A 13,638-nucleotide genomic window follows, 5' to 3' on the forward strand; every position below is an offset into this window, starting at 1 on the left:
GAAGGGCCCCGCTCCGCATCCGGAGCGGGGCCCTTCTGTCGTGCGGACTCTACTTGCCCGGTGCCGCTGGAATGGTCTCGCCGCCCTTCTCGGACCGCGCGAGCGCCGTGATCCAGTCCACGACCTTCTCGCTCTCCCAGTACCAGGGGTCGTTCGGATTGTTGTTCCAGTAGAACAGGTGCTGGATGAAGCCCAGGAAGATGTACGGCTTGATCACCAGTTCGAAGACGTCCCTGTTGTCCTCCACGAACCCCGGGCCCTCGTCGGCGAGCTTCGCCTTCACGACCTCCGAACCGGGACCCATCGCCCAGTTGAGCGCCTCGACGATCTGCCCCTGGGACACCTGCATGTTCCGGTCCGGGCCGTCGGGGTCGTAGGTCCGGTCGGCGACCTCGCGGAGAACGTCGAGGAAGGACTCGTCGGAGGCGAACCAGTCTTCGTGTGTGACGATGTGCACAATCGTCCGCGCCGCCATGTTCGTCACCGCATTCGCGAAGTCGGAGACCGTCTGGCCCGGGTTCAGCAGGGTGAAGTGCATCTGTCCCAGCACCCCGAGTGCCAGTTCGAGGACGGCGATCTCCCGCGGCGCGTCGCAGGCGATGTCGTACGGGCGGCACGCGTACGTGATCTTGCCGTCGAGAGCGCCGTAGTCGGCCGGCCCGGAAGACATGAATCCGCCTCCGGGCGGGCCGGGTTCGCCCATCGAGGGGGTGCCCGCGGGACGGTACGGGTCGCCGATCAGCGCGACGCCGGCAATGTCGTCGGCGGTAACCAGAGCGTTGCTGTCGCGGTGGCCGAGTTCGCGCGACACCCTTTCGACCACCTCGGCACCGACGCTGTACCCGAGCAGTACGTACTTGGTGTCGTCGCCGCACTTCGTCTTGTTCTCGTCGAGGATCCTGTTGGTCGACGCGACACCCGCGGCCATCGAATCCTGGTATGTCGGAACAGGTTGCAGCAGACCAAGACCGTACGTGGACGGGTAGGGAACGTACATCCACCCCACCGTTCCCGGATCGTCCTTGTTGGCCTCGCCGGTCGGCACCGTCACGTTGCCCACCCAGTTCGACCAGAGCTGCCGATTCTCGTCCGCCAGAGGGTTGCGGTCCGCCGTCGAGTCGGTGGCGCCGGACACGGCGACGATCATCACGTCGGGGCAGTCGGCGGCGTAGTTGTTCGGATCGACACGATCCGTGTCGGCACTCCCCGAACCCGCGCTACCGGTGTCGGGCGCGGCGACGGCAAGACCAGGAGCGCCGAACGCGGACACGCTCAGCAGCAGCGCCGTCGCCGCGATCGCGGCCCGCACCGGACCGGCGACGGCAGTACTCGATCGAAGCATGGGACCTCCGGGAGGGACGGGAGACGAGACGACCGCATGAGGATGTTCGGAACCGACCTGGTGGTCGCCTTCGAGAAACCGTAGCCGCAGTCACGGTTAGTCGCCTCCCGTTTCGACCGTTCGACGAGTTCGGTTTAGGATGTCCCCGTGGTTATCTTCTTCGAGGTACTTCTTGTCCTTGCCGCCGTGTTGATCACGTGGTTCTCGCTCTACACGATCTACCGCCTGGTCACCGACGAGTCGTGAGTCAGAACCCGGACGCAGGCGCAGATCCGCCTTCCGAGCACCCGACTACGAGCGCGCCCGCTGGGGACACCCCCGCCGTGCGTCGTGGTAGCGGTGATGCAGCCGTCGCGGACGCCATCGAGCGTTCCAAGACGACGGCGGCGCGGAACATCCCGCAGCTTCCGGACCTTCCGCTGCCCGAGGACACCGCAAATCTGCGCCTCGGCCCGGATCTGAACAACGAACTCCTCGCAGTACTGCCCCTCGTCGGTGTGTGGCGCGGTGAAGGGGAAGGCCACGACCCCGACACAGGCGACTACCCCTTCGGGCAGCAGATCATCGTCTCCCACAACGGTGGCAACTACCTCAAGTGGGAATCCCAGACCTGGGTCCTCGACGCCGACGGCGAATACGTGCGCCCCGACCTCCACGAAACCGGCTTCTGGCGGATCAGCGGAGACGGCATCCCCGGCAGCACCAACGAGGAAGTCGTCGAACTCCTCCTCGCCCACAGCTCCGGCATCGTCGAACTGTTCTACGGTCAGGCCCTCACACAGTCGTCGTGGGAACTCGCGACCGACGTCGTGATCCGCAGCACTTCCGGTGTTCTCGTCGGCGGCGCCAAGCGTCTCTACGGCATCGTCGAGGGCGGCGACCTCGCCTACGTCGAGGAACGCATCATCGCCGACGGTGAGCTGCGTCCCCATCTCTCCGCGCGTCTGTCCCGCTACGTCGGCTAGCGCCCGTGAGTACTTATTAACCACGGGCGGTTAACAAGTACTCACGGCTCGGGTTATCCACAACCTGAGGTTCATCCACAGGTCAGTTGAGATCGGCCTGTTTCGGGCGAATCCTGTCGGTCGGCGTGCGCACCGTCGCGACCATGACGACTGCGACGATCGACTTCAGGCCCGAATTCCAAACAGTCCTCGACTATCAGCACGGCCTCGTCACGGCCCGGCAACTGCGCGGACTGGGTATCTCGACCCGGCAGATTCAGCACATGGTGGAGTCCGGCCAGTGGTCGGCGGTTCTGCACGGCGTCTACGCCGTCACCAACGGTCCGCTCGACCGGCCGATGAGACTGTGGGCGGCACTGCTGTTCGGCGGCCCCCGAGCGATTCTCAGCCATCGGACGGCCGCCGAGGAGTGGGGGCTGATGCCCGTCGACCCTGACGGGCCGATTCACGTCACCGTGCCCTACGGATTGTCTGCGGAGCCGCAGGGACCGACGTATCGGAAGGTCGGCCGGCGATCCGACCGTCCCGTTCCCCGCGAGGGCGATCTCCTGCACCCCGGGGTCGTGGTGCACCGATCCCGTGCGCACGCCCACATCCTCGTCCCGACGCTTCCGCCTCGAACGTCCCGGGCCGACACCGTCGTCGATCTCGCTGTCGCGGAGCCGTCGGCGGTCGCGGCCGCACGGCTCCTCGTGTCGGCGGTCACCGGCAGCGACATTCCGGTCCACGAACTTCTTCGACGGATCGAGCAGCGTCCACCGCGCAGATACCGCAAGGCTCTGACCGACGCTCTGACGTTCGTCTCCGGCGGAGTCCAGTCGATTCTCGAGCACCGATACGCCGTCGACGTGGAACTCGCGCACGGACTACCGGCCGCCCGACGACAGTCGCCTGTTCTGGTCGACGGAAGAACCCTCTACGAGGATGTCGACTACTCGGACAGCGGCGTTCCGCTCCTCGTGCGGCTGGACGGACTGCGGTACCACTCGTCGCGGTCGGTGGCTCTGCGCGATCGGCGTCGCGGCAACGCGGCTGAACTCGCAGGCAAGGCGACGCTGGTCTACGGCTGGGAGGAGGTGACACGGCGCTCGTGCGACGTCGCGGCCGAGGTGCGGACGGTGCTCGAGCGGGGCGGCTGGAGTGGTCCGAACCCGTGCCCGCGCTGCCGTGAGTACTTATTAACCACGGGCGGTTAATAAGTACTCACGGGCGCGGAGCGCACAACGGCCCCCGAGCCTTCCGGTGCGTGTGCACCGGGTCCGGTCTGGACCAGACCGGGGGCTCGGGGGCCGGGTAGCTGCCTGGGATTCGCTCGCCGCTCGCGCGGTCAGTGAATTCCGTCAGCGGTAGCGGCTAGCTGGCAGCCACCTCACGTGTCCGTCTGTCATTCAATTTCAGACCACCTCCTTCCTCGTGTACTGAAGAAAGTACGCCGCACTCACGGAGTCGGCAACGCATTTTCTCTCTCAGCTTTCTCCACCCGTATCACCAGGTCAGCGCTGGTATCCTCTGGGAGCTGGTGGGTGACCACCACGACGGTGCGCTGCGGCGGCACCAGTCCGCCGTCGCGCGAGAGCAGTCGCCGGAGCAGGTCGGCGCCCGCGTCGGCGTCGAGGTGCTCGGTCGGTTCGTCGAGCAACAACACCCGGGCGGGCGCCAGCAGCGCCCTGGCGAGCAGCAGCCGGCGACGCTGTCCGCCGGACACCGCCCGGGCACCGCCCGTGAGGGTCGTGTGCACGCCCTCCGGCAGCCCCGACACCCATCCCCCGAGCCCGACGGACTCCAGAACGGTCAGCGCCTCCGCGTCCTGGAGGTCGCCGCGCGCCACCCGCAGATTCTCGAGCACGGACGTGGCGAAGAGGTGCGCGTCCTCCGCGAAGAATCCGACGTTCCGGCGGAGAGCCTCGGACCTGATCCGGTGGAGGTCGAGTCCGTCGACCTGGACCGTCCCCGACACCGGCGGGAGCAACCCCGCCAGGGTCATCAGGGTGGTTGTCTTCCCGGACCCGCTGCCGCCCACGATCGCGACCCGCGCGCCCGGCCGTAGGTCGAGGTCGAGCGGGGCGGTGACCTGCCCTCCGGGCCAGCCGCACCGCAGGTGCTTCGCGACGACCTCGGCGGGCCCGTCCAGTTCCCGGTCCCCTGGGTGCGGATCCGCGACGGCGGCGTCGAGCACGGCGAGTATGCGGCGCGACGCGATCCGGGCCCTGGTCAGCGCGACCGCCGCGGCGGGCAGCGCGCCCGTGGCCTCGAACGCGGACAGCGGCAGGAGCACGAGGACGCCCATCGCCATCGGGCTCATCGTCCCCGACGAGTACAGGTCCATGCCGATGAGTAGCGACGCGATCACGCTCACGCCCACCGCGAGCGGTGTGGCGGCGTCCGCGAACGCGCTGGGTGCGGCGGCACGGTCGGTGGCCGCGACCGCGGCGTGTTCGGAGCGGACCGCCCGCGACACGGTCCGGTCGAGGCGACCCGCGACGCGGAGTTCCGCGGCGTGATCGAGCGCGGTGACGGCGTCCTCGCTGAACCGGGCACGCGCGTCGGCGCCGGACGTCTCGGCGAGGCGGGCGGCCCGTGCGGACAACCAGGGCGCCGCGACCCCCGACACCGCGAGCGCCACGGCGAGCACGAGCGCGGACGCGGGCGAGATCACCGCGAGGATGCCGACGGCGGCCACGGCCAGGACGACGGACACGGCGATGGGGACGATCGCGCGGACGACGACGTCACCGAGGGTGTCGACGTCGGCCCCGGTGCGGGCGAGCAGTTCGCCGCGGCGCAGGCCGGCAGCGGCCGCGGGGTCGCCGTCGGCCAGCCGCTGGTACAGCTGGGTGCGGGCGGACGTGGTCCCCCGCAGCGCGGTGTCGTGGGTGGCCAGCCGCTCGAGGTACCGGAAGACGCCGCGGGAGATGCCCAGCGCGCGCACCGCCACGACGGCCACGCTGAGGTCCAGGACGGGCGGCATCTGCCATGCCCTCGTGATCAACCACGCCGACAGCGCCGCCAGCGCGAGCGCACTGCCCAGTGTGGCCACACCGGCGGCGACGGCCCGCACCACCCGCCCCGGTTGCAGGTCGAGGAGCGGCAACGCCCGGATCAGCGGGTCACGCGACATCTGCGCTCACCTCGATTACCCGGTCGGCGGCCGCGAGCACGGTCGGCCGGTGCCCCACCACGACGACCGTCCGGCCGGCGGCGGCCAGGCTCCGCAGCGAATCGAGCACGGTGCGCTCCGACGCGTCGTCGAGGTGCGCGGTGGGTTCGTCGAGCACCAGGACGGGACGCCGGGTGGCCAGCACGCGGGTCAGCGCGAGCCGCTGCCGCTGTCCGAGCGACAGTCCCGTTCCACCGGACCCGACGCGCGTGTTCCAGCCGTCGGGGAGTTCAGCGAGGACCTCGTCGAAACCCGTCGCCGCACAGGACTGTTCGAGGTCGACGACCTCACCGATGAGCCGGAGGTTCTCGTCCAGGGTGCCGGGAACGAGGACGGGGTGCTGCGGGAGCCACGCCACCTGCGCCCACCACGCGGACCGGTCGAGCGAACTCACGGGGGTGCCCGCCACGCGCACCTCCCCGCGCTCGGGTTCGACGAGGCCGAGGAGTGCCTGCACCGCAGTCGATTTCCCGGAACCGTTGGGTCCGGTCAGCACGGTCACCGCACCGGGTTCGAGGGCGCCGGTCAGTCCGCGCGGCGCCAGGCCGTGCCGTGACGGGACGTCGATGCCGTCGAATTCGATTCGCGCCCCGGCCGCGTCGACCACGACCGCACCGTCGGCGGCGGCGGCGTCGTCGGGACGATCGGTATCGATGACGGCGAAGGCCCGGCTCGCCGCGGCCATTCCGTCCTCGGCGGCGTGGAACTGGGTTCCGACCATCCGCAGCGGGAGGTACACCTCGGGCGCGAGAATCAGCGCCACGATTCCGGCTTCGAGTTCCATCCCCCCGTACACCAGCCGCAGTCCGATGCTCACAGCGACGAGTGCGACGCAGAGCGTGGCCAGCAGTTCCAGCACCATCGACGACAGGAACGCCACCCGCAGCGCCGACATCGTGGTGTGGCGGTGGGCGTCGCCGAGTTCACGCACCCGCGTCGCCGGTCCCTGTTCGCGGCCCAGCGCGCGGAGCGTGGGCAGGCCGGCCAGGAGGTCGAGCAGTTGGGACGACAGGGTGGTCATCGCGGTCAGCGTCTTGGCGGCCTTGCCCTTGGTGAGCAGGCCGATGAGGATCATGAAGAGCGGGATGAGCGGCAGCGTGACGAAGATGATCGCCGCCGACGTCAGATCCTGAAACGTGATGACCGCGAGCGTCGCCGGAGTGAGCGTCGCCGCGAGGACCAGTGCCGGGAGGTACCCGGTGAGATACGGCACGAGACCGTCGATTCCGCGGGTGAGCACGGTCGCGATCTCGTCCCGCCGCGGATCGAGTTCGCGTGGTTGCAGGCGGGTGGCGACGCCGAGGACCTCCCCCTTCAGCTCCGCCACGACCCGCGTGGCGGACCGGTGCGCGAACCGGGACTGCAGCCAGGTGCCGAGCACCCGCACTGCCACCGCCGTCGCGAGGACCGCCAGTTCGGTGGACCACCGGCCGACGTCGGTGGCGTCGCCGACGATGACCCCACCGAGCACCCGGCCGATCATCAGCGCCGACACGATGACCATCGCGACGTTGACGACCGACAGCGCGACCGTGAGGACGAGGTACCCGCGTGCCGCCGCGGAGTAGCGCCAGAGGCGGGGATCGACGGGACGCCGGGAACCTCGCTCCCCGCCCGGGCGCTCGTCAGCCGGGCGGGGTGCGTCGCCTACCGCTGTGCTCATCTGCGCCCGAGCGGGAGACCGATCGACGGCGGGATGTGCTTGGTCGAGATCCGTTGGCGGAACACCCAGTACGTCCAACCCTGGTAGATCAGCACCACCGGGGTGAGGAAGGCGGCGGCCCACGTCATCACCTTCAGCGTGTACGGACTCGACGAGGCGTTGTCGATGGTCAGGTTGTACGCGGCGTCCAGTGTGGACGGCATGACGTTGGGGAACAGCGAGCCGAACAGCAGTGCCACCGTGGCGATGACCGCAATCGACGTGAGCAGGAAGGCCCAGCCCTCCCGTTCGGCGCGGGTGAACGCGACCACCCCGAGGAGTGCGGCGGCGGCGATCGCGACGAGGATCCACGTCCAGCCCTTGCCGTGCGCCAGCTGTGTCCACAGCACGAACGCGCCTGCCACCGGAACGGCCGGGATCGCCAGCCGGGACGCCAGTTCGACGGCGTCCGTGCGTACTTCGTCGGCCGTCTTCAGGGCGAGGAACACCGCGCCGTGCAGGGCGAACACGAGGGCGGTCGTCAGACCACCCAGCAACGCATAGGGATTGAGCAGATCGAAGAGGCTCGAGGTGACCTGCTTGTCGGCGTCGATGTCGACGCCCCGGACGATGTTCGCGAACGCGACACCCCACAGCACGGCAGGCACCCAGGACCCGAAGACGATGCCCCAGTCGCACCGCCTGCGCCAGGTGTCGTCGTCGATCTTGCCGCGGTACTCGATGGCGCAGATCCGGACGATGAGCGCGACGAGAATGATCAGCAGCGGCAGATAGAAGCCGGAGAACAACGTGGCATACCACTCCGGGAACGCGGCGAACAACGCGCCGCCACCGGTGATGAGCCACACCTCGTTGCCGTCCCACACGGGGCCGATGGTGTTGAGCACCACCCGCCGCCGTGTGTCCCCGTTCGGGTCCTTGCGCCTGCCCAGCACCGGCATCAGCATGCCGACACCGAAATCGAATCCCTCGAGGACGAAGTACCCGATGAAGAGCACCGCGATCAGGATGAACCACACTTCTTGAAGTCCCATGACCGTCTCCCCTAGTACGCGAACGAGAGTTGCTCGGGCTTGCCCGGTTCTTCGGGCTCGTCGTGGTCGTCACCCGGTGGATGCGCGTCGTGTTCGAGTGGTCCCTCGATCGTGTAGCGGCGGATCAGTGTGAACCACACGACGGCCAGCGCCCCGTAGACCACCGTGAACGTGATGAGCGAGACCCAGACGGTCCACGGGGAGTGATTCGAGACGCCTTGGTCGACAGTCAGTCTGATCATGTCGACACCGGTCGGGTTGGGTGCCACGACCCACGGTTGACGACCCATCTCGGTGAAGACCCAGCCCGCGCTGTTCCCGAGGAAGGGTGTCGGGATGACGGCGATCGACAGCCAGCCGAACCACTTCTTGTCCGGTACGCGGCCGCCGCGGGTCATCCACAGACCGACCACGGCGAGCAGCGCCGACCCGGCGGCCCAGCCGATCATCGCGCGGAACGTCCAGTAGGTGACGAACAGGTTGGGCTTGTAGTTGCCGGGCCCGTACGTCTCCTCGTAGCGGGCCTGGATCTCGGTGACGCCCTCGACGGTGGAGTCGAACGTGCCGTCCGCCAGGAACGAGGTGAGGCCGGGGATCTTGATGAGCTGGGTGATGCTCTCGCAGTTGTTCTGGGTGCCGACGGTGAGGATGGAGAAGTCGGCACCGGTTTCGGTGTGGCACAGCGATTCGGCCGATGCCATCTTCATGGGTTGCTGTTCGAACATCAGCTTGCCCTGGATGTCGCCGGTGATCGCGAGTCCGATGCCCGCGGCGACCATCACCCACAGCGCGAGGATGGTGACCGGGCGGAACATCGTCCTCGCGGTTTCCTCGTGCTTCTTCGCCACGTCGGGTTCGGTGGCTTCCTTCGACTTGCGCATGCTGCGCACCATCCACCAGCCGCCGACGCCGGCCACGAACGTCCCTGCCGTGAGGAACGCTCCGGCCACGACGTGTGGGAAGGCCGCGAGCGCCGTGTTGTTGGTGAGCAGTTCCCAGATGCTGGTGAGTTCCGCGCGTCCGGTCTCGGGGTTGTAGACGGCCCCGACCGGGTGCTGCATGAACGAGTTGGCGGTGATGATGAAGTACGCGGACGCGTTCACACCGATTGCGACGAGCCAGATGGTGGCGAGGTGGACGAGCTTGGGCAGCCGTCCCCAGCCGAAGATCCAGAGGCCCAGGAACGTCGACTCGAGGAAGAAGGCGACCAGCCCCTCGAGGGCGAGGGGTGCGCCGAACACGTCACCGACGAAGCGTGAGTACTCGCTCCAGTTCATCCCGAACTGGAATTCCTGCACGATGCCGGTGGCGACGCCGAGCGCGAAGTTGATCAGGAACAGCTTCCCGAAGAACTTGGTGAGCCGATACCAGTGGTCCTTTCCGGTGACCACCCACATCGTCTGCATGACGGCGATCAGCGGGGCGAGCCCGATCGTCAGCGGAACGAGGATGAAGTGATAGACGGTGGTTATGCCGAACTGCCACCGGGAGACATCCAAGGCATCCATGGCTACTCCGAAACTGGGCCCGTAGGACAGGCTTCAGGGCCGGAGCGTGGGCTTCCGCCCGACCCTTGAAAACAACGTACTGCGGGGTCGTTTCCCCCGCAGTACTTTGCTACTACGAAATGTAGTAGACCTGTCAAGCCTCCGCAGACTCGGTACCCGCCGCCTCGACCGCGAGGCCGACCAGCTCCACGATCTCGTCGGCGAGCGGTGCGTCGGGCAGGGCAAGTCCGTCGATCTTGCGCACCCGCGCGACCATGGTGACACTGGAGATGAGCCAAACACCTTCCGCCGTAATGAGATCCGCCGGCCGCAGCGCCGCGTACTCGCAGCGGAACCCCTTGCCGGACGCCACCTCGTACAGCGCCTGCTGCGTCGTTCCGGGCAGGATTCCGTGCTCCGGCGGCGGCGTGAGGAGGTGTTTGTCGCGGGCGATGACCACCGTGGAACGTGGCCCTTCCAACACATTGCCCTCGCTGCTGACGAAGATCACATCGTCGGCACCGAGTGTCGCCGCATACCGCAGCGCCGCCATGTTCGTGGCATACGACAAGGTCTTCGCCCCGAGCAGCTGCCACGGCGCACTCGCCGACAGATCCACCGAATAGCCCCGGGCCAATGTGAGTACCGACACCCCGTCGCGCCGCGCCTCCAGAATCCGCTCGGACACCGGCCCGACGGTGACGAAAGCAGTCGGGTCGCCACCGGACTCGCGGCCGCGGCTGAGCACGAGTCGCATCGCACCCTCCCGCTCGGACCCCCACTCCTCGACGGCCAGCTCGAGTGCCAGGCGCCACTCGTCCAGGTCCTGAATGGGCAATCCGAGGGCGCGCGCCGACGCGACGAGACGGGTGAGGTGGGCCTCGACCTTCAGTGCGCGACCGCCACGCACCAACAGCGTCTCGAAGACACCGTCGCCGCGCACCACCGCCAGATCGTCCGCGTGCAGCAGCGGGGCATCCGCGTCCCGCACCTCGTGGTCCAGTGTCACCAGCACTCGATCAGACATGACGCCCAGCCTATCGACCCTGCTGACCGCCACCCGTGGTCCATGGTCCCTAGACTGGGTTCGTGGTCGACAAACTGCCCGTCTCACCCAGTCCACTCCTCACGGCCCCGGGCGCGGTTCCTGCGCCCGAAGGCTCTCCCGACGCCGGCGTCGCCTGGCATCACGGCGATCCACTCGGCGAACAACGCAGCGCCGAACGTTCCGCGGCGGTCGTCGACCGTTCCCACCGGTTCGTCATCGCGATCAGCGGACCCGAACGACTCACCTGGCTGCACACCATCTCGAGCCAGCACGTCGCCGCGCTCCCCGACGGCGCGAGCGCCGAGAACCTCAGCCTCGACGTCAACGGCCGCGTCGAGCACCACTTCGTCCAGACCGATCTGGACGGCGTCACCTGGATCGACACCGAGGCCGACCGCGGACCCGACCTCCTGTCGTTCCTCACCAAGATGGTGTTCTGGTCCAAGGCCGAGCCCCGCGAGGGCAACGAGCTCGCGGTGCTCAGCGTGCTCGGCCCCGACGCCGTGACGGTCCTCGACGCGGCCGGCGTCGTGGCACCCGCCGAGCCGTACGCCGCCGTCGCGGTGCCCGGGGGCGGATTCGTCCGCCGCATGCCGTGGCCGGCCGCCGAGTCCTTCGACCTGCTGATCCCGCGGGAAGGACTCGCGACGTGGTGGGGCCGGCTCACCGCCGCCGGCGCCGCACCCGCGGGAACGTGGGCGTTTGAGGCACTGCGGGTGGCCGCCGCACGGCCCCGGATCGGACTCGACACCGACGATCGCACCATCCCGCACGAGGTCCGCTGGATCGGCGGTCCCGCCGACCACGGCGCCGTCCACCTCGAGAAGGGCTGCTACCGCGGCCAGGAGACGGTGGCCCGCGTCCACAATCTCGGCAAACCGCCCCGTCACCTCGTCCTGCTGCACCTCGACGGCAGCGCCGAGGGCAGGCCCGAACCGGGCGACCCGGTGACGGCGGGAGGTCGTGCGGTCGGACGGATCGGCACGGTGATCGACCACCACGAGCTCGGACCCATCGCGCTGGCCCTCGTCAAACGGTCCATCCCCACCGACACCGAGTTGGTGGCCGGCTCGTGCGCCGCGTCCATCGACCCCGACTCGGTGCCTGCAGACGACACGGTCCAGGCGGGCCGCGCCGCCGTCGACCGGCTCCGGGGCCGGTGAGCGAGGCGACCGCGACGGCCGGCGAGGTGCTGGCCGTCTGCGTGCTGCACACCGAACGGGACAGCGGCACCCGCCGGGTGACCCGGACGGCGATCGACAAGCGGCCCGTCGACGGCCCGGTGCGCGTCACGACCACCGGACTGGTCGGCGACCGGGTCTGCGACACCGAGTACCACGGTGGCCCGTTCAAGGCCGTCTACGCCTACCAGGAGGACGAGGCGGAGCGCTGGGCGTCGGAGCTCGGCCGCGAACTGCCCCCGGGATGGTTCGGCGAGAACCTCCGCCTCGACGGGATCGCCGCGACCGACGCCGTGATCGGCGAGCGCTGGCGGATCGGCACCACCGAACTGGAGGTGACCAGCCCGCGGACACCGTGCGGCACGTTCGGCGTCTGGGCCGCCGAGCCCCGGTGGGTCAAGCGGTTCTCCGAACGCGGTGACACGGGCGCGTACCTGCGGGTGGTGACGGAGGGGTCGGTCAGCGCCGGCGACACCGTCCAGCGCATCCACGTGCCCGGCCACGGCGTCACCGTGCGCGATCTGTTCACCGGCCGCGACCCGGAACGCTTCGTGGCGCTGCTCGAACAGCAGGAGAACCTCTCTCCGACCGTCGCGGACAAGGCCCGCCGACGGATCGCCGGACTGGAAGTGCAGGTCACGTATTGAGCATCGAACTGGTCGAGGTCGTCCGTTCGGGATTCCGTGAGTGCGTCCACCGCGGTTCCGCGGTGATCCTCCGCGCGGACGGCGAGATCGCGCTCACCCTCGGTGAGGTGCACACGCCGATCTACCCGCGGTCGTCGAACAAGCCGTGGCAGGCCGTGACGATGCTGCGGAACGGCTTCGAGCCGACCAGTTCCGAAGAGCTCGCGATCGCGACCGCATCCCACGAGGGCGAATCGGACCACATCGAACTCGTCGAGCAGCTGCTCGCCCGGTACGGCCTCGACGAGGACCAGCTCCGCTGCCCCGCCGATCTGCCCTCCAACGAACTCGCCCGGGCCGAATTGCTGGCCGCCGGTGAGCTCCCCCGCCCGGTGTACATGAACTGCTCCGGCAAGCACGCGGCGATGCTCGCGACCTGCCTGGCCAACGACTGGCCGGTGGACAGCTACCTCGAGCCGACGCATCCGCTGCAACTCGCGGTCGTCGAGACGCTCGGGTCGATCAGCGGCGACGTCGACGCCGAACTCGGCATCGACGGATGCGGGCTGCCGATCGTCCCGCTGTCGCTGACGCATCTGGCGCGCGCGTTCGCCCGGCTCGTCACCGCCGAACCCGACTCCCCCGAGCTCGCCGTCGCCGACGCCGTCCGCGAGCACCCCTACCTCGTCTCGGGCACCGGCAAGGACGACGCGCGACTGATGCCGGTCGTGCCCGGGCTGATGACGAAGGCCGGAGCCGACGGTGTCTACGCCGGCGCGCTCCCCGACGGCTCGGCGTTCGCGCTGAAGATCGACGACGGCCACGAACGGGCCCGGTTACCCCTCGCCGCAGCACTTCTCCACCGGATGGGCGCCGAGTGGACCGAGGATCTGGCGGCTCTCGCATCGCAGCCCGTGCTCGGCGGCGGCGTCCGGGTGGGGACGGTCCGGGCAATTCCGGGAGTCTTCTGAGGGCGAAATGTCGGCATCGCGGCAGCTCGCGAGCCCGGTGAGACTAAACCGACACCGCTTCGGGGTGTGGATGGAAGCGCGAGGGACTTTTCCACGCTAGAGTGTGGGACAGGAACTTACACACTCAAACGGGGCCGCCAAATTCCCCAGGCCGCCCCGCGAAA

General features: G+C 68.9%; 11 protein-coding genes. 5 read left to right on the top strand and 6 right to left on the bottom strand.

Annotated features, from left to right (window positions below):
• Nucleotides 1-49 precede the first annotated feature (49 nt).
• The gene (locus JVH1_RS12000; RefSeq protein ID WP_009477916.1) at nt 50-1,342 is read right to left on the bottom strand and encodes a cutinase family protein; all 1,293 of its coding nucleotides are present in this window, start codon (nt 1,340-1,342) and stop codon (nt 50-52) included.
• A 242-nt stretch (nt 1,343-1,584) separates the two neighbouring features.
• On the opposite strand from JVH1_RS12000, the gene JVH1_RS12005 reads away from it, so the two are divergent.
• Nucleotides 1,585-2,307, top strand: a complete 723-nt coding sequence (locus JVH1_RS12005; RefSeq protein WP_037197635.1) for an FABP family protein — start codon at nt 1,585-1,587, stop codon at nt 2,305-2,307.
• Between the two features lie 86 nt (nt 2,308-2,393).
• Nucleotides 2,394-3,503 carry a type IV toxin-antitoxin system AbiEi family antitoxin domain-containing protein gene (locus JVH1_RS12010; protein WP_009477914.1) on the top strand — a complete coding sequence of 370 codons (1,110 nt, stop codon included), beginning with the start codon at nt 2,394-2,396 and terminating at the stop codon, nt 3,501-3,503.
• Nucleotides 3,504-3,745: 242 nt separating this feature from the next.
• Here JVH1_RS12010 and cydC read toward each other — a convergent pair whose 3' ends face one another.
• The 5 genes from cydC to JVH1_RS12035 form a co-directional block, all read right to left on the bottom strand.
• Nucleotides 3,746-5,425 (bottom strand): thiol reductant ABC exporter subunit CydC, encoded by a 1,680-nt coding sequence (gene cydC / locus JVH1_RS12015; protein ID WP_009477913.1) that lies wholly within the window; start codon nt 5,423-5,425, stop codon nt 3,746-3,748.
• Entirely contained in the window at nt 5,415-7,127 is a 1,713-nt protein-coding gene (cydD, locus tag JVH1_RS12020; RefSeq protein WP_009477912.1) for a thiol reductant ABC exporter subunit CydD, read from the bottom strand. The genes cydC and cydD overlap by 11 nt, the downstream gene beginning before the upstream one ends.
• Entirely contained in the window at nt 7,124-8,161 is a 1,038-nt protein-coding gene (gene cydB / locus JVH1_RS12025) for a cytochrome d ubiquinol oxidase subunit II (RefSeq protein WP_009477911.1), read from the bottom strand. Before cydB ends, cydD begins: the two co-directional genes overlap by 4 nt.
• 11 nt (nt 8,162-8,172) lie before the next feature.
• Entirely contained in the window at nt 8,173-9,669 is a 1,497-nt protein-coding gene (locus JVH1_RS12030) for a cytochrome ubiquinol oxidase subunit I (RefSeq protein ID WP_009477910.1), read from the bottom strand.
• A 133-nt stretch (nt 9,670-9,802) separates the two neighbouring features.
• Nucleotides 9,803-10,675, bottom strand: coding sequence for an aminodeoxychorismate lyase (locus JVH1_RS12035; RefSeq protein WP_009477909.1), 873 nt, complete (start codon nt 10,673-10,675; stop codon nt 9,803-9,805).
• Between the two features lie 62 nt (nt 10,676-10,737).
• Between JVH1_RS12035 and JVH1_RS12040 the strand changes: the two genes are divergently transcribed.
• Genes JVH1_RS12040 through JVH1_RS12050 form a run of 3 tightly spaced genes read left to right on the top strand, consistent with a single transcriptional unit; the run spans nt 10,738 to nt 13,474 of the window.
• Nucleotides 10,738-11,859, top strand: coding sequence for a folate-binding protein YgfZ (locus JVH1_RS12040; RefSeq protein ID WP_009477908.1), 1,122 nt, complete (start codon nt 10,738-10,740; stop codon nt 11,857-11,859).
• Complete coding sequence (locus JVH1_RS12045) at nt 11,856-12,524, top strand: MOSC domain-containing protein (protein ID WP_009477907.1); 669 nt, start codon at nt 11,856-11,858, stop codon at nt 12,522-12,524. Before JVH1_RS12040 ends, JVH1_RS12045 begins: the two co-directional genes overlap by 4 nt.
• Nucleotides 12,521-13,474: an asparaginase gene (locus JVH1_RS12050; RefSeq protein WP_009477906.1), complete on the top strand. Its 954-nt coding sequence runs from the start codon at nt 12,521-12,523 to the stop codon at nt 13,472-13,474. The genes JVH1_RS12045 and JVH1_RS12050 overlap by 4 nt, the downstream gene beginning before the upstream one ends.
• The last annotated feature ends 164 nt before the right edge of the window (nt 13,475-13,638 follow it).

Origin of the sequence: Rhodococcus sp. JVH1, assembly GCF_000280725.2 — a bacterium.
GTDB classification, from domain to species: Bacteria; Actinomycetota; Actinomycetes; order Mycobacteriales; family Mycobacteriaceae; genus Rhodococcus_F; species Rhodococcus_F jostii_A.

Bases quoted from the DNA above. Each gene is read 5' to 3' on its own strand.
- JVH1_RS12000 (WP_009477916.1), bottom strand. From the start codon at position 1,342: ATGCTTCGATCGAGTACTGCCGTCGCCGGTCCGGTGCGGGCCGCGATC.
- cydC (WP_009477913.1), bottom strand. From the start codon at position 5,425: ATGTCGCGTGACCCGCTGATCCGGGCGTTGCCGCTCCTCGACCTGCAA.
- cydD (WP_009477912.1), bottom strand. From the start codon at position 7,127: ATGAGCACAGCGGTAGGCGACGCACCCCGCCCGGCTGACGAGCGCCCG.
- cydB (WP_009477911.1), bottom strand. From the start codon at position 8,161: ATGGGACTTCAAGAAGTGTGGTTCATCCTGATCGCGGTGCTCTTCATC.
- JVH1_RS12030 (WP_009477910.1), bottom strand. From the start codon at position 9,669: ATGGATGCCTTGGATGTCTCCCGGTGGCAGTTCGGCATAACCACCGTC.
- JVH1_RS12035 (WP_009477909.1), bottom strand. From the start codon at position 10,675: ATGTCTGATCGAGTGCTGGTGACACTGGACCACGAGGTGCGGGACGCG.